The organism is Nocardia sp. NPDC003963 (assembly GCF_053605105.1).
The window spans coordinates 57,139-79,731 of record NZ_JBSGIP010000021.1; the positions used below are offsets into that span (position 1 = coordinate 57,139).

Genomic DNA, 22,593 nt, shown 5'->3' on the forward strand with positions numbered 1-22,593 from the left:
CCGCAGCCGGTTGATAGCATGGCGGATCCAGCCGACCAATCGGTCGGCTTGCCGACCAGGACATATCTCGAAAGAGTCGTTCCATGCAGTTTGAATTCGTCGAGCGGGACGAGACGTGGGTGGCCGGACTACCGGTACGCAGCCCCAAGCGCGCGCTCGGTGAGTTGTACGATCGCGACCTCGAAGGCGCCTGGGCGTCGGTACTGCATCACGAGCTGGGGGGCCCGTTGGCCACGGCCTATACCGATTACTCGATGGATCTGGGCACCTACAACACCCAGATCGTCGGTTACCGGTGCACGATGTTCGACGAGGTCACCCGCGGCCATCTGGTCGCCCGCCTCCCGCGCGGCACCTATGCGAAATTCTCCTCGGTGGGTAACTTTCCGCAGATCATGACCAGCCTGTGGACACAGATCGCCTATGCCGAGGAACATAATCAGATCAACCGGACCTTCTCCGGTGATTTCGAGTTCTACCCGCACGCCTACAAGATCGACCTGTACCTGGCGGTCGAGCCGCGATGACCTACACGATCGTGGTGCGCGGCGAAGCCGTGTACGCCGGGCTCGTCTTCCCGAAGGTCCGGCCCAGTTTCAAGGTCAGCAACAGCGAGCTCATCGAGTACCTCAAGGACCGGGTACGCGAGCGAATGGAGGCCGGCGCCGAATCGGCCGATTCGCAGCGGCCGGTGCACACCGTATACGTCCGTACACCGACCGGAACCTACAACGCGCTGGTGTGTTTCGAGTACGCCGAACCGGGCGCGGCACCGGTCGGCGATGTCCTGGTCCGGGTACCCAGGGGCGTGTATGCCAGATTCGTTCCCAATGGGGACTACCACGATCCCGTCGAAGATATCTGGGCCCAGGTCGACGACGCCACCGCATCCGCGGAGATCACGCGCGCCTACCGCGAGGAGATCGAGATCTGGCACGACTCGGAATCAGTGGAACTGTTCATCTCGATCACCCCCTGACCCCATACGGAACAACCCGTTGCCCGCCGGTAACCAACCCAGAACCAACCGGTCTGGTGGTAACGGTCTATTCCTATTTCATCCGGGCTGACCTGCGCTAACGACCCGACAGCTGCATAGTTTTCGGAAGATTAACCAGAGTTCTGGTCAATTGGGTTCCGATGACGGATACTGCACAGGGCACGCCGACGAGCCGGGGCGTCGGACGGGCTGCTGGACAACAAATCCCGCACTACCCCCTGGGCCGTGCGGCGAAAGAGTAGGAACTGCATGACTGTCGATACGATCGCAGTCGGCCTGGAAGACCCGTGCCGTGGCCGCACTGTGAGATTTCGCGACAACGTCTCCGGTTACGACATCTGTGTAACCACCCCGGATCGCTCCCCCGGCCTCTGGCACCGATACCTGGCCGGAGCGCGGGAAGCGTACCGCCACTTCGACAATGAATCCGCGCTGGAATACGACAGCGTGGCCGACGGATCATCCACCGCACTGTTCTTCGCCGCCACCGACTCCCACGGCGAAGTGGTGGCCGGCCTGCGCGTCCAAGGCCCCTACATCTGGGTCTCCGAGGTCGGCTCGCTGGCCCCGTGGGCCGGTCGGCCGGGCGCGGCGGAACTGGGCCTGATGATGGCCCGGCGCATTCCCCGCGGCGTGGTGGAATCCCGTGCGGTCTGGGTGGCCCGGGACACTCCCCGGCGCGACGATCTGGCGGCGGCCGTATCGCGCTGTATGGCGCACGCGCCCCACCTCCTCGGTGCCCGGTACGGCTTCGCCACGGTGGCCTCCTTCACCGCCGAACGGCATCGCGCCAGCGGCGGTGTCCTCGCCCAGCTGATCCCACCGGTGCCCTTCCCGGACGAGCGCTATCGCACCCTGCCGATCTGGTGGGACACCAGGACATATCACGTATTTGCTGACAAGTTGCAGTATCTGCTCATGCGTGGTGAACTTCGCGCTATGGGATTAGCTGAACCGAGGTCACGGCGGTCGCATCGACTATCGGGTCACGGTGGGGAGGAATGCTACGCATATGGTCGGTGAGGCAGATCTCGGGGTGGAATACCGGCCGCTGATCCTGGCCCCGAGTGATCCCGACGACGAACGGGCCCTCGCGGGACTGCGTGCCACCCCGCATATCGAATTCAACGATCTACGGGGCCTGCTGGCCGCGGAGTTCGGCCGGCTCAACGATCCCCCGGACACCGCCGAGGGCCCGGCCGACGACCGCTGGGTGTACTACCCGTGGCGGCGCAGCGTACTGGTCCTGCCGGGACCACGGACCTTCCGCGCGATCCGCCTGGACCGCAACCGCAACAAGCTGACCCGCGCCGAACAGGACCGGCTGAGCACGGTCACGGTCGGGGTCGTCGGCCAGAGCGTGGGCCATGCCATCGCCTACACCCTGGCGCAGGAGGGGGTGTGCGGCGCGTTGCGGCTCGCCGATTTCGACGAGCTCGAACTGTCCAACCTCAACCGGGTGCCCGCCACGCTGTTCGATATCGCGGTCAACAAGGCGATCGTCACCGCCCGGCGGATCGCCGAACTCGATCCCTATCTGCCTGTCGAGGTGCGCGGCGGCGGCGTGGACGCCGACACCGCGGACGATTTCGTCGACGGTCTGGGAATCGTTGTGGAGGAATGCGATTCCCTGGACATCAAACTGCTCATCCGGGAATCGGCGCGCCGCCGCCGACTGCCGCTGATCATGGAGACCAGCGATCGCGGTCTGCTCGATGTGGAGCGTTTCGACCTGGAACCGGACCGGGTGCCCTTCCACGGTCTGCTCGGCGATACCGCGGCCGAACAACTGCGCGGCCTGTCCACCCGGGACAAGGCTCCCTACGTGGTCGGTCTGCTCGGTGCCCGCGATCTGTCGGCCCGGATGGCCGGCAGCCTGGTGGAGGTCGGCGAGACCCTGAACAGCTGGCCGCAGCTCAGCGGTGACGTGGTACTGGGCGCGGCCAGTGTCGCGACAGCGATCCGCCGGATCGGGCTGGGCCGCCCGCTGCGATCGGGCCGCACCCGGGTGGACGTGGAACAGGCCCTCGACGCCTTGGCCGACCCGGAGATCGATACCGGCGAATGCCCGGCCGACCCCGAATCCGACGATCCGGCCGGCACCACGATCGACCGCATCCTGGTCTGCGCGCAGCGCGCACCCTCGGGCGGCAACATCCAGCCGTGGTCGCTGGACTCCACGCCGCACGATATCCGCATCACCCTCGAACCCCGCTACACCACCGCCATGGATATCGGCTGTCGTGGCAGCGCCGTAGCGGTGGGTGCCGCCCTGTACAACGCCCGGACCGCGGCCGCGGCCTACGACGTGCTCGGTTCCCACGAGTATGTCGAGAGCACCGAACCACACGCCCCGCTCACCGCGGTCCTCCGGCACGGGGACGGCACCGATCCGACGCTGGCGGCGGACTACCCGTACGCGCTCGCCCGCGAAACCAATCGCCGGCTCGGTTACGGCGGCCAGATCCCGTCCTCCGTACTGACCGGGCTGGCTGCCGCGGCGGCAGCCGAAGGTGCCCGGATGCGGGCGGTCGCCGACTCGCCGGGGCTGCGGGCCATGGCCGCCGTACTGTCCGAATCGGACCGGATCCGCTACCTCACCCCACTGCTGCACCGCGAGATGTTCGCGGAGATGCGCTGGCCCGGCGACGACCTGACCGACGGTATCGACACCCGTTCGCTCGAGCTGGCGCCCGATGAGCGGGTCGCCCTGCAGATCGGGCGACGCGCCGATGTGATGGCCCAATTGCACAGTTGGTCTGCCGGGGCCGCGCTGGGCGACTATGCCCGGGACAGAGTCCGCTCCAGTTCAGCCGTCGTAGCCCTGACCTTCAGCGACGATCCCGGCGTCGAGCCCGGGGCATTGACCGGATACGCCCGCGCGGGGGCCGCTGTCGCGCGGCTGTGGATCCAGGCGCAGCGGTCCGGATTGGCCGTCCAGCCGATGTCCCCGGTCTTCCTGTTTTCTCGATCCCGTACCGAACTGGATGCACTTTCCCCGGCATACGCGGATAGACTGTCCACACTTCAGGGTCGTTTCCTGGAACTACTGGAAGTGCCGGAACAGGACAGCGTGGCGCTGGTACTACGCCTGAGTTACGCGGCAGCTGCCAGCGTGCGGAGCCGACGGCGCCCGGTACCGGGCGCGGACAGCCGCAGATAGTGTGATCGGAGATCAGGTGCCTCGGCGGACACTCGACTCGCTGGTGACAGAAGTCGCCGCGGAGCTGATGGGCGTCGATTCGGCGACCATGGTGTCGGCGACCGAACAGGTGCTGGCCATGCTGATCGACTATTTCGATGTCGACTTCAGCTATCTGCGGCACAACGATCCCAAGAACCGGTCCACCGTGCTGGTGGCCGAGTGGCCGCCACGACAGGATGTACCCGAGCCGGATCCGCTCAAGATCGTGTATTTCGATCAGGCGGATTCGGTTTTCAAATCGCTCGAGCATGCCACCGAGCCGTTCCTCATCCCGGCCAGCGCCGCCGACTACCAGCAGACCATCCATTCCGCGTCCGGACTGGGTGATATCAGCTCGGCGGCGGTCCCGCTGGTGTCCCGGGGCAGATCCACCGGCCTGCTGGGCTTCGTGAAGGTGGGCGATCGCGACTGGAGTACCCGCGAGTTGAATGTTCTCAAAGCGATCGCCACTCTGTTCGCGCAGCTGCAGGCCCGGGTCGAGGCGGAGGAGAAGCTGCGGTTCATCGCCCTGCACGACGATCTGACCGGCCTGGCCAACCGCCGGGCACTGCTGGAACATATGGAGCAGCGACTGCAGGCGGGCAGCCCCGGTCCGGTCGCGGCCTTCTTCCTCGATCTGGACCGGCTCAAGGCACTCAACGATTTCCTCGGCCACACCGCCGGGGACAAGTTCATCCGGACCCTGTCCGAGCGGCTGCGTGACAATCTCGACCCCAACGATATGATCGCCCGCCTCGGCGGCGACGAATTCGTGATCGTGCCCGCCAAACCGATGGACACCGTCGCCGCCGAATACGAAGCCACCCGGATCCAGGAACTCATCAGCCGCCGCGTCACGGTGGGCGGGGAGTCGGTGAGCCGGGGCGCCAGCGTGGGGGTCGCCGTCGGCATTCCCGGGGAAACCACCGTCGCCGATGTCCTGCGGCGCGCCGACCACGCCCTGCTCTCGGCCAAATCCGGCGGCGGCAACGGGGTGGCGCTGTTCACCGACGCCATGCGGGCGCAATTCGAACTCCAGGACGATGTCGAACTGAACCTGCGCAGTGCGGTATCCGACGGATCGCTGGTCCTGCACTATCAGCCCGAGGTCGATCTGCGTACCGGCCGGATCGTGGCCATGGAGGCGCTGGTCCGCTGGATGCACCCGACCCGGGGCCTGCTCCCGCCCGGCGCCTTCGTGACCGTTGCCGAGGCCACCAATCTGGCCGGCGAGCTGGGACGCTGGGTACTGCGCACCGCCTGCGCCCAGTTCGCGCAATGGCGGCGCCAGGGGCTCGCGGCGAATATGGTCATGCGGATCAATGTGTCGCCGGTGCAGTTGGTGAGCCTGGATTTCGTGGAACGTATCGAGGACATCCTGCGGCATTTCGGGATCGACGGGAGCTCGATATGCCTGGAGATCACCGAACATGTGGTGGTGCAGGATCTGGCGCGCACCCAGGTCACCCTGCGCGGGCTCAAACGGATGGGCGTGCAGATCGCCATCGATGATTTCGGTACCGGCTACTCCTCGCTCTCACATCTCAAGGCGCTGCCGGTGGACGCGGTGAAGATCGATCGCGGTTTCGTCCAGCGCCTCGGCGCCAGCACCGACGATCTGGCCATCGTGAAGTCGATCATCGGCCTGGCCGGATCGTTCGGCCTGGGCGTGGTCGGTGAGGGGGTCGAGACGCCGGTCGCGGCCCGCACTCTGGTCGGTCTGGGCTGCTACCGGGCCCAGGGCTTCCTCATCGCCCGCCCGCTGCCCGCCGACGAGGTCGGCGAACATCTGGCGCTCGGCCGGATCCCGCTGAACCTGGACCTACCGCGGGTGGGCCGGGGTCTGGCCGCGCCGTAGTCCACCTGTGACCAAATAACACCCGCCCTTCACCACGAGTTCAACGGCTCGGTTCCGGTGGTAACCCGGCCCAGGCCACGATCGGCGGCGTGCGCATCGTGCAACTGGCGAATTTCTACGGTCCGCGCTCGGGAGGGTTGCGTACCGCGCTGCACCATCTCGGCGCGGGCTATGTGGCGGCCGGGCACGAAGTCGTCCTGATCGTGCCGGGGCCGCGGCGCCACGAAGAGCTCCTGCCGAGCGGAGTCCTGCGCATCACCCTGCCTGCCGTCGGGATCCCGTGGACGGGCGGTTACCGGGCCGCCGATCCGCGCCGGGTCGCCGATGTCCTCGCCGGGCTGCGGCCAGATGTCCTGGAGGTCTCCGACCGGCTCACCCTGCGCGGTTTCGGCCGCTGGGCCCGCCGCCGGGACGTGGCCGGGGTGATGATCTCCCACGAACGCCTCGACCGGCTGCTGGGTCAGATCATGCCCGACCGGGTCGCCCGGCGGTGCGCCGATATCGCCAACCGGCATTCGGCGGCCGAATACGACATGGTGGTGTGCACCACCGAATTCGCGCAGGCCGAGTTCCGGCGCATCGACGCCCCGAATGTCGAGATGGTGCCGTTGGGCGTGGACCTCGAGCTGTTCAACCCGCACCGCCACGATCACGGCCTGCGGGCCGATCTGGGTGTACCCGGTCAGCCCCTGCTGGTGCACTGTGGCCGCCTGTCGGTGGAGAAACGCGCCGATCGCAGTATCGAAGCGCTCGCCGAACTCCGCCGGGGCGGGCTCGGCGCGCGCTTGGTGGTCGCCGGTGACGGGCCGCGCCGCGATGCGCTGGAACGCCGGGCGAAGCTGCTCCCGGCGCTACCGGGCGGGCTGCCCGCGGTCCATTTCACCGGGTTCATCAGCGACCGGTCGGATGTGGCGAAATTGCTCGCGACCGCGGATATCTCGTTGGCCCCCGGTCCACACGAGACCTTCGGCCTGGCCGCGCTGGAGGCGCTGGCGGCCGGGACCCCGGTGGTCGCGAGCAGATCCTCGGCCCTGGCCGATATCCTCACCACCGACTGTGGCGCGGTGGCCGCCGACGATCCGGCGGCCTTCGCGGACGCGGTCACCGACGTCCTCGCCCGCCCGACCGCGCAGCGGCGCGGCGCGGCCCGCCGACGGGCCGAACAGTTCACCTGGCCGGCGGCCGTTTCGGGAATGCTGGCCGTGCTCGATCGCTGAGACAGGGCCGGGCCCACCGCCGGAGAACGCGCACGGTGCGGTTACGGCACCGTGAGCGCGGTTTTCACAATCGGCAGCCGCCGCCCACCCCGGCGGAGGTCGCCGATCAACTCGGTATAGCCGTCGATCAGTTCGGCCAGCCGATGCCAGCGTTTGCGCGCCTGGCGATCCCGCACCCTGTCGATCTCGACCACCTGATTGGCGTCCACCCATGCCCAGGCCATTCGATCGATCACCGCCCCCAGCGTCTCGGCGTGGATGAGTACATCGTCGGCACGGTGCGGGAACTGCGAACCGGCCCAGTCGTCGATGTCCTCGACGAGTTCGCGGCGCCGGTCGTCGACCTCGGCGACCAGCCGCGCGTCCCGCATGGTCATTCGGTGGCCGTGCAGTACGGCCAGCGCCCGGGCCGCCCGGAGCATCTCGTGATCCGCGGCCCCGGTCCCCTGGAAGCTGCACAACAGTCGGGTCGCCGTGGGCACGCCCGGGGAGGCCGCGGTCACCGCCGTCCCCCCGCGAACGTCACCCGGCACCATCACACTCTGCTCAAACATGATCGGCTCTCGATTCGGTCGTACCGCATACCGGACAGGTTTTGTTCAGCCACTGACAATAGTTGATACACATAACTCAGATGGGCAGAAAACGCACTATTGCGTTCTCTAATTTGAGGCCGGGAGGCGCTCGATCTCTCATCGAATCGATTGCGCACGAACGCGACCGGCGGTCCACCCTCGGCACGTGGCCGATGCCCTCGACGGAGCCGCTGAAGCGGTACTCGAACCTGCTGCCGACCGACGCAAGAATCGGAACGTGGGAGTAAGCCCGAAATAGACTCAACCCCTGACCGTACATACAGGTCAGGGGTTGAATTATGGAGTTTTCACCTGAGTGGAGCTAGGGAGAATCGAACTCCCGACCTTCTCGATGCGAACGAGACGCGCTACCAACTGCGCTATAGCCCCGTGCGGCTCAGTGAACCGCGCTGTGCCACTCTAGCAAACAGGATCACCAGAAGCCGAATCGAGCCCCTGAGCTGCGGATATACCTCCACCGCGACCCTACATCCGCCGACCTTTCACGCACCGGCGGCCCGGCGGATATCACCGCCGGTGGCGCGGTTGCGCACCGTCCGCGCGACGCTCGCATCATAAGCGGCCAGATGCTCGAATGCCGGATCCTCGTCGTCGGGCTCGAGCAGCTGAGCACGCCGGCGCAACGCACGGGCGGTGTCCCGGTCCATCCCGGGGCGGGCCGTCCGCAGCGCCGCCGAGTCACTGTCGGCGTGACCGTACCCGGCGGATTCCGCACCGCGCCCGCCGAGCCGGGCACTGCGCCGGCTCCGGATCTCCTGTTCGATCCGGACCTGTTTGCGCAGATAACCCAGGTAGGTGCCGAGCGACAGCACCGCACCACCGCAGCCCCACCAGAAGATGGGCGCGACGGCCACGGCCAGACCACCGCACAGCACGGCACCGAGCACCAGCGCGACCACCGCTCGTTGCCGGAAGGTGTAGCGCGCGGCCCGCGCGACGGCGTCGGCTTCGGGGTCGTAGCCGCCGCGCCCGCGCCGGGAGGGTACGAATTCCGCGTCGTCGTATTCGGGTTCGGGTACCGGCGCGCGCATGGAGGCACGAACGGGGGGAATACGCGCGGGCACATTGTCCGGGTAGGCCGGCTCGGCACTCTCGGCATCCGCGACGGGAGGCGAACTCTGCTCGTCGTGTTCGTCGCCGTATCCGGGATCCTCGTCGTCCCGGCCGTCGTCCCGGGACTCCTCCGCGCCGACGGTGCCGTCGTGCTCGGGTTCGGGCCCGTCCACCGCTCGCTCGTCGGCACTGTGGTCCGGTTGCCCCTCGTCAGCCGCGGTGCCGCTCTCCTCGGCCGATGTACTCATCGGGTCCTCCGCATCGTTGGCGTGGTGACGCTTCCGGTAGGGCCGGGTGGTCCGCTTCTTACGAGCATGCCCACTTCCCTTACGCCGTTTGGAATCTCCACGATGCAGTACCCGCGTGGCCAGGGCCGTGTCGGTCGTCCGGCGGATTCTGGGGTGCCGGTCGGCAAGGATGGGAAACAGGACGAAGACCCACAGCACAACCAGCCCGATCCACAGGATCGAATTCGGCATCGTCGTCAGCACCTCCGTCCCGCCTGGTCGTCGCCCGAGCCCCCGCCATGAACCGTGTGCGCCCCGACGCCGGAGTCCTTCCCCGCGGGTACGTCTCGCAGATCGTGGTACGAGCTCTCCACCGGTGGCACAAGACGCACCACCGACGTCCGTAGGTTAATTCCGAGTAGGGGTTCGATCCGGCAGGCGCGCCGTGCACATCCGCCACATGAGTCACATTTCCACCAAAGCCGGTTCCGGGCAGGCCGGATTCCGGCGGCGATTCACCGCAGCGTCAACCGCCCTTCCCTCGCCAGGCGGTCGACCACCCGGCCGGGCAACTCCTCCACCGTCATCCCGACCAGTAGATGGTCGCGCCACGCCCCGTCGACATCGAGATACCTACGCAGCAAACCTTCTTCGCGAAACCCCACATTGCGCAGCACCGCCTGGCTCGCCAGATTCTCCGGGCGCACCGTGGCCTCCACCCGATGCAAGCCGACCGGCCCGAAACAGTGATCGAGCCCCAGCGCCAGTGCGGCGGTCGCGACACCCTGCCCGCCGAGATCCTTGGCCACCCAGTATCCGATCCACGCCGAACGCAGCGCGCCGCGCACGATATTGCCGACCGTCAGCTGTCCGCTGAACGCACCGTCGACCTCGATCACCAGCGGGATCATCGCGCCCCGGCGGGCTTCGGCCTTCAGGCTCGACCACAACGGCGGCCAGTTCGACGCGTGATTGCGCGCGTCCCAGGCCCCACGGCCGGTGGGCTCCCACGGTTCCAGATGGTTCTGATCCCGCAACCTGATCCGGCTCCACGCGGCCGCGTCGCGCAATCGCACGGGACGCAATGTCACCTCACCGGCCGGCACCCGCACCGGGCCGAGGTGCGCGGGCCACCCGGGATGCGGGGTGGCCCGGAAGACGTTCATGGACTCCACTTCTAGCCGCGCTGCGCCAGGAACGCGACTCGAACCTTGTCACCGGTGCGAATTTCGGTGTCGTCGGGTTCGACGACGATGAGGCTGTTGGCCTCCGACATCGCGGCCAGCAGATGTGACGAGGCACCCGCACTGTTGCCGAGCGGCTGCACCAGGTACTCACCGGTGGATTCGTCCCGCATCAACTGTGCGCGCAGATAACCCTTGCGGCCCGCCATCGACTGGATCGGAGTTATGGTCCGGGCCCGGACGATCCGGCGCATCGGCTGCCGCCTTCCCAGGGCGATCCGGATCAGCGGTCGCACCATCACCTCGAAAACCACCAGGGCGCCCACCGGGTTGGAGGGCAACAGAAAGGTCGGCACCTCGTCGCGGCCGAGCCGTCCGAACCCCTGCACCGACCCCGGGTGCATCGCGACCCGGGCGATCTCCAGTTCACCTAGCCCCTCCAGCGCCTCACACACCTGATCCGAGGCCCAGCCGCCGACCGCGCCGGCGATCACCACCACCTCGGCCCGGACCAGCTGACCCTCGACCACATCGCGCAGCCGACGCGGGTCGGCGTCGACGATGCCGACCCGGTTCACGTCCGCGCCGGCGTCCCGGGCGGCGGCCGCCAGGGCATAGGAGTTCACGTCGTAGACCTGACCGGGACCGGGCGCGCGATCGATATCGACCAGTTCCTCCCCGATCGAGATCACCGACAACCGCGGGCGCGGATGGATCAGCACTTTGTCCTGGCCGACGGCGGCCAGGAGTCCGACCTGGGCGGGACCGATGATCGTACCGGCGTGCACCGCGACATCCCCGGGTTGCACATCGTCACCGGCCCGGCGCACGTAGTCGCCCGAACGCACCGGTTCGTACACCTTGAGCCGGCCCCGGCCGCCGTCGGTGAAATCCAACGGCAGCACCGCGTCCGCGAGAGTGGGCAGCGGCGCCCCGGTCGCCACCCGTACCGTCTGCCTGGGTTGCAGCCGGATCGGCTGGCGGGAACCGGCGAGCACCTCACCGACCACCGGCAATATCAGGTCGACCAGTTCGCCGTCCTCGTCGCGGATATCGGCGCCGGCGGACGCGACGTCCACGCTGCGTACGGCATACCCGTCGATGGCGGCCTGATCGAACCCGGGCAGCGGCCGCTCGGTCACCACATCCTCGGCACACAGCAGGCCCTGGGCCTCGGATATCGCGACCCGCACCGGCCGCGGCGCGACGGCCGCGGCAGTCACCTTGATCTGCTGATCCTCAACAGAGCGCATCCAGCCCTTCCCGATGTCCTCGCCCCGCAGGCGATCTCATTCGTCCGCGGTGAGTTGCGGGTTCCACTCCGGCCCGAGCCGGTGCTGGAGCCACTCGCGCAGCGCAGGACCGTATTCCTCGCGCTCCAACGCGAAATCCACCGCAGCACGAAGATAGCCGCCCGGGTTACCCAGATCGTGGCGCGACCCACGGTGGACGACAACATGGACCGGATGCCCCTCATCGATGAGCAGCGAAATCGCGTCGGTGAGTTGCAGTTCCCCGCCCGCACCCGGGCCGATCCGGCGCAGCGCGTCGAAAATCGCGCGATCGAGCAGGTAGCGCCCGGCGGCGGCGAAGGTTGAGGGCGCGTCGGCCAGGCTCGGCTTCTCCACCATGCTCTTGACGCGCAGCACATTCGGATTGACCGCGTCCGGGACCGTGGCCACATCGAATACGCCGTAGGCGCTGACCTGATCCTTGGGCACATCGATGGCGCACAGCACGGATCCGCCCCGTTTACGGCGCACCCGGTTCATCACATCCAGGACTCCGCACGGCAGCACCAGATCGTCGGGGAGCAGTACCGCGATCACTTCCTCGTCGGGGTCGAGTACCGCTTCGGCCTGCGCCACCGCGTGCCCGAGGCCGAGCGGCTCCTCCTGGACCACCGAAGTCACATCGAGCAGCCCCGGGGCCTTGCGCACCTTCTCCAGGAGCTGGAACTTCCCGCGCTCGGCGAGGGTGCTCTCCAGCACCAGATCCTCCACGAAATGCGCGACCACACCGTCCTTACCGGGGGAGGTCACGATCACCAGCCGGCTGGCTCCGGACTCGGCCGCCTCACTGGCCACCAATTCGATACCGGGAGTGTCGACCACCGGCAGCAGTTCCTTGGGGACCGTTTTGGTCGCGGGCAGGAACCTGGTTCCCAGCCCGGCCGCGGGCACGACGGCCGTGCGGAAGCCCCGTTCCGACGCGGAGGCGCCCTCGCTGCCCTGTTCTGCGGCCTTTTCTGTCATATACACACCCTATCCATCCACAATGCCGTCCAAACGGCTGCACACCGCCTCGTCGCGGACTTTCGGAACGAAAACGGCACCGGTGAGAGCCTATGGTTGTCGCCGTGCCGATGCCCGACGAGCGTGACAAGCAGGCCTGGCGCGCGGAGATCCGCGGCCGCCGGGCGCGACTACCCGAACTGGTTCGCGCCGCCGAGGCGGCGGCGCTGGCCGCGGCCGCCGCCGCGACAGGTCCCGCTGAGTGGGTGTGCGCCTACGTGCCGATGCGCGACGAACCCGGTTCGGTGGCCATCCCCGAGGCGCTTCGTGATTCCGGTAGCCGGGTGCTGTTACCGGTGACCGGGCCGCCGGGGCCGCTGAGCTGGGGCGAGTTCACCGGAGCGGGGTCGCTGCGCCCGGCTCGATACGGCCTGCTCGAGCCGGTGGGTCCGGTACTGCCGCCGGAGACCGTCGCCCGGGCCGCGGTCCTGCTGATTCCGGCGCTGGCGGTGGATCGGCGTGGGGTCCGGCTCGGTCAGGGCGCCGGCTACTACGACCGGACACTGGGGATGGCCGATCCCGCCGCCCGGCGGACGGTCGTGGTCCGCGACGACGAGCTGGTCGAGCGGCTGCCCGAGGAGCCGCACGATATCCGGATGACCTGGGTACTGACTCCGGGCGGCGGTCTGCGGCGGCTCGACGCGGACCCGCGCTGACCGCCTGTTCCGTGGTACTCGGCACAATGGTGGGTGTCCGGGAATCAATCGGCGATTGGCACTGTTGGCACTGTCGGCTGTAGAGTGCTAAGTCTCGAATACTGCGGAGGACCCAGTGCCAACCTATTCATACGCGTGCACCCAGTGCGACAACCGCTTCGATATCGTTCAGTCCTTTACCGATGAGGCACTCACTGTCTGCTCGGAGTGCTCCGGCACCCTGCGTAAGCTCTTCAACTCGGTGGGCATCGTCTTCAAGGGCAGCGGCTTCTACCGGACCGACAGCCGCAGCGGTGCCTCGACCGCCAGCGAGCCGGCCAAATCCGACAACTCCTCGTCGAGCTCTTCGGGTTCGGACTCGAAATCGAAATCGACTTCGGACAAGGGTTCGGCCGGCACCTCCTCGGCCCCGGCCGCAGCTGCCAGCTGAGAGATAGATCTCCCCCACGGCCCGGCCCCGATCGGCAACCGATAGCGCCCGGGCACCGGATGTGATCCATCCACACCCCGGAGGTTGTCCACAACTGTGCACAACCTCCGATTCCGGCACCGAAACTTTTCTACGCTCGCCCCATGAGCCGTATCCGACCCCGCGCCCGCCCGGATTCGAGCGGCCGGGCGCGTCTCGGTTCCGCCGAAACCTGGCGCGACGCGTTCGACAACCGCCCGCCCTGGGCCGACGGGCTGCTGCTGCGGCGCATCCTGGCCGCATTGTGCGCGCTCGTCGCCGTAGCGCTGCTCCTCCGCGGCGATCCGGCCCATACGCGAATCTCCGTCGTCGTCGCGGCACGCGACCTAGCACCCGGCCATATCCTCGGCGCCGCGGATCTGCGCCTCATGTCCTATCCCCCGGATATCGCGCCCACCGGCGCGTCCACCGACCCCGTCCCGCTGTTCGGCGCCGTATCGACCGCCGCGCTACGCGCGGGTGAGGTACTCACCGATGTCCGCGTGGTCGGGCCACGGCTCGCCGAGGTCGCGACCGGACGGCCGGATGCCCGGATCGTGCCCGTGCGTCTGGCCGATACCGCGATCACCGAGATCCTCCGAGCCGGCGATCGGGTCGATGTGGTGGCCGCCGGGGCCGAGGATTCCGCGTCGCCCCGGACGCTGGCCGTCGACGCCGCCGTGGTGCTGGTATCGGGACCGCCCCCGGAGTCGGGTACGAACAGGCGTACCGAACGGGTGGTACTGGTCGCGATGGATGCCCACCGGGCAGCTGTCGTCGCGGCCGCCTCCCTGAACAGCGCGCTCACCGTGATATTCCACTGACCACCCGGACGTGTAGGGCCTGTCGCGAATTCGCGACAGGCCCTACACCGAGATGGGGGTACAGCCGAGACCTACCCGGCCGGATCCGCCCTTCTGCCGACTCAGCCGAGGCTGAACGGCTGACCCCACAGGGTCACCACGGACATGACGTGATCGGTCTCGACCTTGACCTTCACGAACGAACGCGCCTGCGCGTAGCCGCCGCAGCCGTTGACGCCGATGGTCTGGTCGGACCAGGTCACCGAACCGCTGTTGCCCTTGAACTTGTTGTTGGTGGCGTGGTCCTCGTTGCCGTAGTCGTCGGGCTTCTCGATATCGAGGACGTAGAAGGCCTTCGCCTGGCCGGGGCCGATGGTCAGGTTGCCGCCGGTTTCGGCACTCGGGCTCACGCTGCCTTCGCTGTCGATATCGGCGTCGGCGCCACCTTCGACACCGCCGCCGTCGATGTTCACCTGGCAACCCACGACGTAGCCGGGGTAGATCTTGCCGCCGACCTTTTCGCCGCCGGCGATCTCGACCTGCGCGCTGGCCGAGGCCCACGCGTTGCGGTGGACCGGGGTGGCACCCATGGACGGGCTGATGGTGGCGGACTCGCCGACCAGGCGCACGGTCACTACGGTGCCGTCGGACAGGGTTTTGGTGATCTCGCCGCCGGGCAGCGGGATGAACGTGTCGGCGTTGGCGGCGCCGGTGGAGAACAGGCCCAGCGCCATGGAGGCGGCCGCGCCGACGCCGGCGAGGCGCGCCAGATTCTTACGGTTGAACATGTGTTTGTGCCCCTCTGGGGTTGAATTCGCTACAGCGAGAAATGTGGTGGGTGAATTCGACCGGTACCGGAATCAGCCGATGCTGAACGGCTGCCCGTAGAGGGTGGTCTTCGAGTAGTGATCGCCGATGACCTCGACGACGGTGTAGGCGCGGGCCTGCGCGTAACCGGCGCAACCCTGGATCGCCATCTCCACGTCCTGGTACTCGACCGAGTAGACACCGGCCTTCTCGATGTCCTTGTAGTCGATCTGGACGAACTTCACTTCGCCCGGGCCCAGTTCGAGGCCGATCGAGCCGCCGACGCTGCCGCCGTCGAGCTTGATACCGATCGAGCCGCCGAGGCCGATGGCGTCGTCGGCGATGCTCACCTGGCAACCGACGATGTAGCCGGTGTTGAGCTGCGAGGTGCCGTGCGTCGAGGAGTTGTTGGTCCCGTCCGCGCCGGTCGGGCCGTTGTTCGGACCGGCTTCGCCCTCGGGCGTGACGGAAACGTCGGCGGTGGCGTTGCCGGAGACCCAGACGGTCCGGCCCGCGCCGTTGGCAGCCATGGACGGCGAGATGAGCGCGCTCTCATGGGTGCGGGTGATCTTGACACCGGGCCCGGCTTTTTCACCGTCGGGCAGCGGCACGAAAGTATCCGCGTTCGCGGCACCGGTCGAGAACAGGCCCATGGCCACGGCCGCGACAGCGCCCACGCCCAGAGCGCGCGCGCCGCGGCGCAGACCGGTGGTGCGGTTCTTGCTCATATTTCCCCTCATCAAGGTTTTCAGCGACACCCGGCATCGCAGCGAATCGACGCCGGGGCGGCCCGAGAACAGGCTTCATAGAGCTTGAGGGATGGCTGTAGCCACAAGATGAACCCGAAACCGCACAACCGGTGAACACTCGAATACCGAGCCGTCGACATGGTGTGGCGATCGGATGATTGCCAGGTAGCCGGGAAGTGACGGGTGCTGGGGAAACGCGCCGGAGCCCAGCGGCCGTCCTCGTATCGCGCACACAGAATACGGGCCCACCGCGACTGCGGCAGGCCCGTATTCGTGCGAATATATTTGTTCGGCCCTATATCAGCCGAGGCTGAACGGCTGACCCCACAGCGTGACGAAGCTGATCACGTTCTCGGTTTCCACCTCGACCTTGACGAACGACCGGGCCTGCGCGTACCCACCGCAGCCGTTCAGGCCGATGGTCTGATCGGACCAGGTCACCGAACCGCTGTTGCCGCCGAAACTGTTGTTGGTGGCGTGGTCCTCACTACCGAAATCGTCCGGTCCCTCGATATCGAGGACATAGAACGATTTGGCCTGACCGGGGCCGACGGTGAGATTGCCGCCGGTTTCGGCGCTCGGGCTCACGGCACCTTCGGTATCGATATCGGCACCCGCGCCGCCTTCGGCGCCGCCGCCGTCGATGTTCACCTGGCAGCCCACGACGTAGCCGGGGTAGATCTTGCCGCCCACATCCTCGCCGCCGGCGATCTCGACCTGGGCGCTACCGGATGCCCACGCGTTGCGGTGCACCGGAGTGGCACCCATGGACGGGCTGATGGTGGCCGATTCGCCGACCATGCGCACGGTCACCACCGTGCCGTCGGACAGTGTTTTGACCAGTTCACCGCCGGGCAGCGGCACAAAGGTATCGGCACTGGCCGCTCCGGTCGAGAACAGGCCCAGCGCGATGGTGGTGGCGGCGCCGACGCCGGCCAGGCGCGCCAGATTCTTACGGTTGATCATGAGAGTTACACCCTTCGAGGGGAGAGCTCGCGAAGTGCGCGAGAAAGATTCGATTCGAGGCGACGTGGACGGGTGCCGGGTCAGCCGATACTGAACGGCTGGCCGTACAGCGTGGTCTTCGAGTAGTGGTCGCCGATGATCTCGACCACCGTGTACGACCGCGCCTGCGCATAGCCCGCGCAACCCTGGATCTCGATCTCGGCATCCTGGTACTCCACCGAGTACCGACCGGGTTTCGTGATGTCCTTGTAGTCGATCTGCACGAATTTGACGTCGCCCGGGCCCAGCTCGACACCGACGGAGCCGCCGAGGCTACCGCCGTCGAGGGACAGGCCCAGCGAACCCCCCAGACCGATCGCGTCTTCGCCGATACTCACCTGGCAACCGACGATATAGCCGGTGTTGAGCTGCGAGGTGCCGTGCGTGGACGAGTTGTTGGTCCCGTCCGCGCCGGTCGGGCCGTTGTTCGGCCCCGGCTCGCCTTCGGGTGTCACAGTGACATCGGCGGCGGCGTTTCCGGAAACCCAGACCACACGGCCCGCGCCGTTGGCCGCCATGGAGGGCGAAACGACGGCATGCTCACCCGTACGGGTAATGGTCACTCCGGGGCCGGCCTTCTGGCCGTCGGGCAGAGCCACGAAGGCATCGGCATTCGCGGCGCCCACCGACAGCAGGCCCACGGCGACAGCGGCCGCGGCACCGACACCCGCGATCCTGGCACCATTACGTACACCGTCGGTGCGGTTCTCGCTCATATTTCCCCTCATCATGTCGGACAAACAGCATGGCCTACGAGACTCGGACATATGACTCGCCGGCTCCGACCAGTGTTTCGCTCGTTTGTTACCTACAGGTGACCTGTTGTTATTTCGATGCAACGCCACAAATCGGACAATGCACACAATACGACCGGCAGGATCCGTAATCCGGAGTCCCGCCGGATCACCTTTGCGGCGATCGACGCACCGAGATTAAACGGTCGGTAACAGGTTGGACAAAGGGTGCTTTCGCTATACGTTAATGTGATCCATATCACATATCGGTGAAAATGGCCCACATCCGCAGGCAAAGGCAGGTGGGCCGGCCGAGCGCAAACATCGGCCCCGGAATTCCACCGCAAAAAAAGCGTCAAGGAGAATTGCCGTCACGAAATCGGCTACCGACGCGGCCCGGCATTGTAATCTCATCCATTGCAAAGCTGGACAATTCCAGAAGAATCAACTACCCCCGTTACCCCCCAGAGATAGCGCATTTACGCGGCGTTCGAGCGAAAACCGTTATGCGCCAAGGCAATTACGGGGTCAACCCGCCTCGCCGTGATGCGGCGGCACCTGCGCACGCAGCCACTCGTCGTCACCCCCCGAAGCACCGCCCTCGTCCCACTCGTCGCGCGTGGTCGAGGGCAGCACTTCGCCGAAAACCCGGTCCAGACGCGCCGGGTCCCCCGCCCGGCGGCGCGCCCGACGGGGGACCTCGGGGATCTCACCCTCACTCATACCGCTCGCTCCGGCTCATTCCAGCAGCCCGGACAGTTCACCGATCACCCGGCTCGCCAGCGGCCCCAGCGTCGCCATACCGTCCCGGATCGCGGCCCGGGTCCCCGGCAGATTCACCACCAGGGTGCTCCCCGAGATACCGGCCAGCCCGCGGGAAAGACCCGCGTCCAGCGAACCCGCCACTCGGCCCGACGCCCGCAGCGCCTCGCTGATCCCGGGCAGATCCCGGTCGAGCACCTCGGAGGTGGCCTCCGGCGTGACATCGCGCGGCGACATACCGGTACCGCCGACCGAGATCGCCAGGTCGACACCGCCGATGACCGCGGTGTTCAATGCGTTCCGGATAGCCACCTCGTCGGCCTCCACCGACACGGACGCGTCGACGAGGAACCCCGCCTCGGTGAGCAGTTCGGTCACCAGCGGGCCCAGCGAATCCTCACCGCCGTGCGCCGTTCGATCGTCCACCACCACGACCAGTGCGCGACCGGCAACAGGAGCATCGATTTCCATACCGCTCACCGTAGCGCCGAGCCCGATCGCCGTGTGCCCGCCCCCGGCCACCTTCTGCATCATCGGCCTCCCTCCACTGCGGCGGCGGCCAAGGTCACCTCGGCCGTTCTGGTGTTTCCGCCTCGTTCATCGGTATAGGTCACAGTCACCTTGTCCCCGGGCTGCTTCGACCGCACGGCCGCGACCAGCGCGTCACCGGAATCGATCGTGCGATCGTCCAACCGGGTCACTATCGAACCGGGCGGGATCTTCGCAGCGGCGGCCGGACCGTTCGGTGCCACATCGAGAACTCGCGCACCGTGCACCGATTCGTCCCGCTGCACGGTCATCCCGATCTGGGCGTACGTGGCGTGGCCGCTCTTGATCAATTCGTCGGCGACCCGCCGCGCCTGATCCACCGGAATCGCGAAACCGAGTCCGATCGAACCGCTCTGCTGACCGCCCGCGCCCGACGAACCCAGGCTCGCGATCGCGGTGTTGATCCCGATCAACCGACCCTGACCGTCGACGAGCGCACCACCGGAATTACCGGGATTGATCGCGGCATCGGTCTGGATCGCGTCTATCACCGGATTCGGCACGGTCGGATCGTTACCTCCCTCTCCGGTGGTCGATACCGGGCGATTCATGGCCGAGACGATCCCCGTGGTGACGGTGCCCGCCAGCCCCAACGGCGAACCGATCGCCACTACCGGTTGACCGACCTGCAGATTCGCCGAACTACCCAGCTCGATCGGCTTCAGATCCGTTTTGCCGCGCACCCGGATGACCGCCAGATCCGATACCGGATCAGCGCCCACCAGCGAAGCCGAGGCGGTACTGCCGTCGGAGAAGGTCACCGACATCTCGCCGTTCGCGCCGCCCCCGGCCGCGACATGGTTGTTCGTCAGGATCAAACCGTCCGAGGTCAGCACCACCCCGGACCCTTCGCCCTGCCCCCGGTTACTGGCGACTTCGATCATCACCACCGAGGGCAGCACCTGCTGTGCGACGGCCTGGGTCGAACCGGCCGGGGCGTTCGCCGCGTCCCGCACCGCCGGCACCGGCGCGTCCAGCGCGTTGGTCACCGCCGGGCTGTTCCCCGAATCGCTGACCAACGCGCCCACCGCACCACCGATACCGCCACTCACCAGGGCCAGCGCGACAGCCCCGGCCACCAGCCCGGTCCGCACCGAACTACGCCGCTGCGGCGGCGGTACGGCGGCGTAGAACTGCCCGGAATCACCGGGCGGCGGGCCACCGAACGAACCACCCGCGACGGGATATGCGGCGGTATCACCCGGCTGCCCCACCGGAAACTGCGGCCCGCCCGCGAACTGCGCCGGACCACCCACCGGCGGCTGCCCGGGCGCGCCGGGGTGCCCGGCGACGGGCCCGGGACCGGGCGGCGGCCCGACGTGCGGCTGCTGAGACGAGGGCGGCACCGGTCCGGCGTCCGATCCGGCCGGCCGATTGGTGAAATCCTCGGTCATAGTTTCTCTTTTCTGCTCATATCCGATGTCCAGCCTGCCGACCACTACTGAGAACGAACTGAGAGCTGCATTAATTTGCAGTGCCTATTGCGGCGCTTTCGGCGCCGCGGGGTGGGGCCCTATCAACCCCGGCCACTGAGGTAGACCATCCGAAGTGGACGAAAGGGCGGATCCAGGGGACGGCTGCCGGGTCGGCTCCGGTAGGCCCACAGCACTGTAAGTGCTCCTCGGTCGGTGATTCGGGAATGTGGGGGCCGTGGCGCGTGCCTCGAATCGGATGGGTGTCCGGGGTGAGCCGCCCCGTCCCGGGAAGCGCGCGGGAAGGCCGGCGGCGCGGCGGCGGGCTCGGCACCTGCGGTGCCACCTTCGCGAGCCGGCTCGTGTGCAACCTCCACCAGCGCGACCGCAGCCCCGGAGCTACCCCGCGCACCCTTCGTTATCGCGGCAGATCGGCCCGGTACTCCGACCCCGATCTTGTCGCCGCCGACCTGTCCGTCGATCGAATTTTCGCCGGTTCCGCGAAATCCGGGAACTATTTTCGACGGGCGAAATTATTCGCCGGTGATATTTTCGGGACGATATTCGTCGGGGGGCGGATTCTCTCCCGGCAATACGATGCGAATGAGCGCACCGCCCCGATCCGAGGTGTCGATGGCGATAGTGCCGCCGTGTTTGGTCACGACCTGCTTAACAATTGCCAGACCCAGTCCGGAACCGGGCATGGAGCGTGAAGCGGTGGTGCGGTAGAAACGCTCGAATACCAGCTCGCGTTCACCGGGTGGAATACCGGGACCGGCATCGTCGACCGATAATTCCAGCAGTCCGCGACCGGTCTCGGCCATCACCACGCGGACCTGCTCGCCGGGCGGGTTCCATTTCGCCGCGTTGTCGAGGACATTGAGAATCGCGCGTTCCAACGCGGCCTCGTGGCCGTAGACGAACCACGGCCTCAGTTCGGCGGCGAAACCGACCGCACCGCGGCGGCGTACCCGTTCCAGTGCGCGCTCGGTCACATCGCCGAGATCCACGCGCTCGTACACCGTCTCCGGAGCGTCCTCGCGGGCCAGATCCACCAGATCGCCGACCAGGTTGGACAGCTCCTCGATCTGCGCCACCACATCCGAACGCAGTTCGGCCATATCTTCGTCGGGGATGGCCGGCGCATCCGGGCGGCCCGACGCGATGAGCAATTCCATATTCGTGCGCAACGAGGTCAGCGGGGTACGCAGCTCGTGCCCGGCGTCGGCGACCAGGCGCCGCTGCCGGTCCCGGGACTCGGTGAGCGCCCGCAGCATGGTGTTGAAACTTTCGGTGAGCCGCGCGAGCTCGTCGTCACCGGTCACCGGGATGGGGGTCAGATCATCGGTGCGCGCGATCCGCTCGGTGGCCGCGGTGAGCCGGGCTATCGGACGCAGTCCGGTGCGGCCGACCGTCGTCCCGGCACCGGCGGCGAGGACCACACCGCAGGCGCCGACGGCGAACAGCAGCCAGGCCAGCCGGTCGAGTACTTCCCGGGTCGGTTCCAGGCGCTGCGAGATGATCAGGGTGACGCCGGAATCCATCCGCTCGGCCAGCACGCGTTGGTTGTTGTAGGTGCGCAGCGACGAATCCCGTTTGCCCTGGGCCACCGCGATCTCCTCGGTGCCGATCGGCGGTGTGGTCGGCTGCGGCGGAATATAGGCGGGCAGACTCGGCCGCTGCTCGGCCTCCGTGTTCGCGGGCGGATAGATGAGCGCGACGCCGATATCGTTGGAGAACAGCGTCGCCACACCCAGCGACTGGAAGGCCATGCTGTCGATATCGCCGCTGATCATGGTCGCGGCACGGGCCCGCAGCTGCGCGTCGACCTGTCCGTAGAGGGCCCGGGCGACCATGGCGTAGGCGGCGATCGAGGTGATCGCCACGAAGATCGCCACCAGGGAGGCGGCCAGCAGGGTGACCCGCCAGCGCAGCGATACGGTGCGGGTCAAAGGGGTCGGCGGGCGCATGGGCGCCGGCTCGTCCGGCCAGGGCCGGCGCAGCGGCGCGACCGAATGCTGCTCGGCCGCCGATCGGGAATTGCGTGCCATATCC

22 protein-coding genes and 1 tRNA gene are annotated in these 22,593 nt (G+C 67.5%); 9 read left to right on the forward strand and 14 right to left on the reverse strand.

From position 1 onward, the window contains the following. The first annotated feature begins 83 nt into the window (after positions 1 to 83). From ACWEWT_RS25735 to ACWEWT_RS25760, 6 genes are all read left to right on the forward strand, one after another. The gene (locus ACWEWT_RS25735) at positions 84 to 527 is read left to right on the forward strand and encodes a GyrI-like domain-containing protein (protein ID WP_452562646.1); all 444 of its coding nucleotides are present in this window, start codon (positions 84 to 86) and stop codon (positions 525 to 527) included. After that, positions 524 to 979, forward strand: a complete 456-nt coding sequence (locus ACWEWT_RS25740; protein WP_452562648.1) for a GyrI-like domain-containing protein — start codon at positions 524 to 526, stop codon at positions 977 to 979. The genes ACWEWT_RS25735 and ACWEWT_RS25740 overlap by 4 nt, the downstream gene beginning before the upstream one ends. Positions 980 to 1,249: 270 nt before the next feature. Further along, positions 1,250 to 2,023 carry a hypothetical protein gene (locus ACWEWT_RS25745; protein WP_452562650.1) on the forward strand — a complete coding sequence of 258 codons (774 nt, stop codon included), beginning with the start codon at positions 1,250 to 1,252 and terminating at the stop codon, positions 2,021 to 2,023. Beyond that, positions 2,013 to 4,163 carry an Rv1355c family protein gene (locus ACWEWT_RS25750; RefSeq protein ID WP_452562651.1) on the forward strand — a complete coding sequence of 717 codons (2,151 nt, stop codon included), beginning with the start codon at positions 2,013 to 2,015 and terminating at the stop codon, positions 4,161 to 4,163. Before ACWEWT_RS25745 ends, ACWEWT_RS25750 begins: the two co-directional genes overlap by 11 nt. Before the next feature lie 16 nt (positions 4,164 to 4,179). Then, positions 4,180 to 6,042: a bifunctional diguanylate cyclase/phosphodiesterase gene (locus tag ACWEWT_RS25755; RefSeq protein WP_452562653.1), complete on the forward strand. Its 1,863-nt coding sequence runs from the start codon at positions 4,180 to 4,182 to the stop codon at positions 6,040 to 6,042. A gap of 89 nt (positions 6,043 to 6,131) precedes the next feature. Next, positions 6,132 to 7,259 (forward strand): glycosyltransferase, encoded by a 1,128-nt coding sequence (locus ACWEWT_RS25760; RefSeq protein ID WP_452562655.1) that lies wholly within the window; start codon positions 6,132 to 6,134, stop codon positions 7,257 to 7,259. A 41-nt stretch (positions 7,260 to 7,300) separates the two neighbouring features. Here the strand turns inward: ACWEWT_RS25760 and ACWEWT_RS25765 are convergent, their stop codons facing one another. From ACWEWT_RS25765 to ACWEWT_RS25790, 6 genes are all read right to left on the reverse strand, one after another. Further along, on the reverse strand, positions 7,301 to 7,813 hold the full coding sequence (locus ACWEWT_RS25765) for a DUF4254 domain-containing protein (protein ID WP_452562657.1): 513 nt from the start codon (positions 7,811 to 7,813) through the stop codon (positions 7,301 to 7,303). A 338-nt stretch (positions 7,814 to 8,151) separates the two neighbouring features. Further along, positions 8,152 to 8,224: transfer RNA gene (locus tag ACWEWT_RS25770), tRNA-Ala, on the reverse strand. A 113-nt stretch (positions 8,225 to 8,337) separates the two neighbouring features. Beyond that, entirely contained in the window at positions 8,338 to 9,387 is a 1,050-nt protein-coding gene (sepX, locus tag ACWEWT_RS25775) for a divisome protein SepX/GlpR (protein WP_452562659.1), read from the reverse strand. A gap of 263 nt (positions 9,388 to 9,650) precedes the next feature. Next, entirely contained in the window at positions 9,651 to 10,301 is a 651-nt protein-coding gene (locus tag ACWEWT_RS25780; RefSeq protein ID WP_452562661.1) for a GNAT family N-acetyltransferase, read from the reverse strand. 11 nt (positions 10,302 to 10,312) lie between these two features. Continuing rightward, positions 10,313 to 11,572, reverse strand: coding sequence for a molybdotransferase-like divisome protein Glp (gene glp, locus ACWEWT_RS25785; protein WP_452562663.1), 1,260 nt, complete (start codon positions 11,570 to 11,572; stop codon positions 10,313 to 10,315). 36 nt (positions 11,573 to 11,608) lie between these two features. Then, complete coding sequence (locus tag ACWEWT_RS25790) at positions 11,609 to 12,574, reverse strand: UTP--glucose-1-phosphate uridylyltransferase (protein ID WP_452562665.1); 966 nt, start codon at positions 12,572 to 12,574, stop codon at positions 11,609 to 11,611. 110 nt (positions 12,575 to 12,684) lie between these two features. On the opposite strand from ACWEWT_RS25790, the gene ACWEWT_RS25795 reads away from it, so the two are divergent. The 3 genes from ACWEWT_RS25795 (at position 12,685) to ACWEWT_RS25805 (ending at position 14,541) form a co-directional block, all read left to right on the forward strand. Next, positions 12,685 to 13,269: a 5-formyltetrahydrofolate cyclo-ligase gene (locus ACWEWT_RS25795; protein WP_452562717.1), complete on the forward strand. Its 585-nt coding sequence runs from the start codon at positions 12,685 to 12,687 to the stop codon at positions 13,267 to 13,269. A gap of 115 nt (positions 13,270 to 13,384) precedes the next feature. Further along, positions 13,385 to 13,699 carry an FmdB family zinc ribbon protein gene (locus ACWEWT_RS25800; RefSeq protein WP_452562666.1) on the forward strand — a complete coding sequence of 105 codons (315 nt, stop codon included), beginning with the start codon at positions 13,385 to 13,387 and terminating at the stop codon, positions 13,697 to 13,699. Between the two features lie 143 nt (positions 13,700 to 13,842). Beyond that, the gene (locus ACWEWT_RS25805; protein WP_452562668.1) at positions 13,843 to 14,541 is read left to right on the forward strand and encodes an SAF domain-containing protein; all 699 of its coding nucleotides are present in this window, start codon (positions 13,843 to 13,845) and stop codon (positions 14,539 to 14,541) included. A 101-nt stretch (positions 14,542 to 14,642) separates the two neighbouring features. Here ACWEWT_RS25805 and ACWEWT_RS25810 read toward each other — a convergent pair whose 3' ends face one another. The 8 genes from ACWEWT_RS25810 to ACWEWT_RS25845 form a co-directional block, all read right to left on the reverse strand. Then, positions 14,643 to 15,308, reverse strand: a complete 666-nt coding sequence (locus ACWEWT_RS25810) for an MspA family porin (protein WP_452562670.1) — start codon at positions 15,306 to 15,308, stop codon at positions 14,643 to 14,645. A 72-nt stretch (positions 15,309 to 15,380) separates the two neighbouring features. After that, positions 15,381 to 16,055 carry an MspA family porin gene (locus tag ACWEWT_RS25815; RefSeq protein WP_452562672.1) on the reverse strand — a complete coding sequence of 225 codons (675 nt, stop codon included), beginning with the start codon at positions 16,053 to 16,055 and terminating at the stop codon, positions 15,381 to 15,383. A gap of 321 nt (positions 16,056 to 16,376) precedes the next feature. Then, a complete protein-coding gene (locus ACWEWT_RS25820) occupies positions 16,377 to 17,042 on the reverse strand; it encodes an MspA family porin (protein ID WP_452562674.1) in 666 nt (221 codons plus the stop codon). 80 nt (positions 17,043 to 17,122) lie between these two features. Further along, complete coding sequence (locus ACWEWT_RS25825) at positions 17,123 to 17,797, reverse strand: MspA family porin (RefSeq protein WP_452562675.1); 675 nt, start codon at positions 17,795 to 17,797, stop codon at positions 17,123 to 17,125. 546 nt (positions 17,798 to 18,343) lie between these two features. Further along, positions 18,344 to 18,538, reverse strand: coding sequence for a hypothetical protein (locus ACWEWT_RS25830; protein ID WP_452562677.1), 195 nt, complete (start codon positions 18,536 to 18,538; stop codon positions 18,344 to 18,346). A 15-nt stretch (positions 18,539 to 18,553) separates the two neighbouring features. Beyond that, positions 18,554 to 19,108, reverse strand: a complete 555-nt coding sequence (locus tag ACWEWT_RS25835; protein ID WP_452562719.1) for a MogA/MoaB family molybdenum cofactor biosynthesis protein — start codon at positions 19,106 to 19,108, stop codon at positions 18,554 to 18,556. Continuing rightward, positions 19,108 to 20,520 carry a S1C family serine protease gene (locus ACWEWT_RS25840; protein ID WP_452562679.1) on the reverse strand — a complete coding sequence of 471 codons (1,413 nt, stop codon included), beginning with the start codon at positions 20,518 to 20,520 and terminating at the stop codon, positions 19,108 to 19,110. The genes ACWEWT_RS25835 and ACWEWT_RS25840 overlap by 1 nt, the downstream gene beginning before the upstream one ends. Before the next feature lie 551 nt (positions 20,521 to 21,071). Beyond that, the gene (locus ACWEWT_RS25845; RefSeq protein ID WP_452562681.1) at positions 21,072 to 22,589 is read right to left on the reverse strand and encodes an ATP-binding protein; all 1,518 of its coding nucleotides are present in this window, start codon (positions 22,587 to 22,589) and stop codon (positions 21,072 to 21,074) included. Between the last annotated feature and the right edge of the window lie 4 nt (positions 22,590 to 22,593).